The organism is Streptosporangium amethystogenes (genome assembly GCF_000721075.1).
In the GTDB taxonomy this organism is placed as follows: Bacteria; Actinomycetota; Actinomycetes; order Streptosporangiales; family Streptosporangiaceae; genus Streptosporangium; species Streptosporangium amethystogenes.
In genome coordinates, this window is the sequence record NZ_JOEQ01000131.1 from 1 (window position 1) to 838 (window position 838).

Here is an 838-nt window from a genome sequence, read left to right on the forward strand (position 1 = left end):
TGACCTGGGCAGACCCTGTTCCGGGAAGGGGACAGTACTTAGGTTCTGTCCGATCTACGGCAGGTTCGTTGGATTTTTCGCGATTACTACTGGGACCCCCGGGGGCGACAGCGGCCCCCAGGGCTTGGACAATGGCGACAACAACTTCGAGCAGGGCAACCTCGACACCTTCGAGCTCGCCCTGCCGAACTTCGGAAGCCTCACCAAGATCTACATCAAGTCGGACGGCTCGGGGGCCTCGGAGGGCTGGCTGCTGAGCTGGCTGAAGATCACTGACCAGCTGACCGGTGCCTGGTGGCAGTTCGACTGCAACAAGTGGCTGGAGGACGGCGGCAATCTGAGCTATGAACTGACTCCCACCGACTCCGGCTCACCAAGCTGAACCCTCGCCCCGAGCTCGGCGACAGCCACGGGGACCTGGCCGGCGCGATGGGCGTCGCGCGGTCACCTGCAGGGGGTCCCGGTAGCAACGGCGCAGGGAACAACGGATATGCAGGTCGGGGTGTCGGTAAGAGTCGTGCAACCAGGTACAGGGGTTGGCGATCTTTAAGGCTGTTGCTCTCGGTGTTGGCGGCCCTGCGTGAGCGGGACCGTACGCGCTTGGCGGCAGCGGCCGGGACCGGCCTCCAGGCCGCATGCCCGGCCGCCTGGCCGCCGGAGCGCGCGGCGGGCCGCGCTGGGCGCGGGCCGTCCCTTGACCCCTATAAGAACAATTCGGCAACTTAGCTACTGGGACCCCTGTCCTGTCTCGCTTGATGGTTGACACTCTGGCCTCGCTTGATGCTTGACACCTTGATCGTCTTCTGTGCCTGCTCGTGGCGTTGTCTGCGCTTCGGGG

Annotated in this window: 1 protein-coding gene; it reads left to right on the top strand. The window is 64.8% G+C overall.

The window, feature by feature from the left end; genetic code table 11:
• Positions 1 to 82 precede the first annotated feature (82 nt).
• The gene (locus tag IG98_RS0143935; RefSeq protein WP_281178619.1) at positions 83 to 382 is read left to right on the top strand and encodes a PLAT/LH2 domain-containing protein; all 300 of its coding nucleotides are present in this window, start codon (positions 83 to 85) and stop codon (positions 380 to 382) included.
• Positions 383 to 838 lie beyond the last annotated feature (456 nt).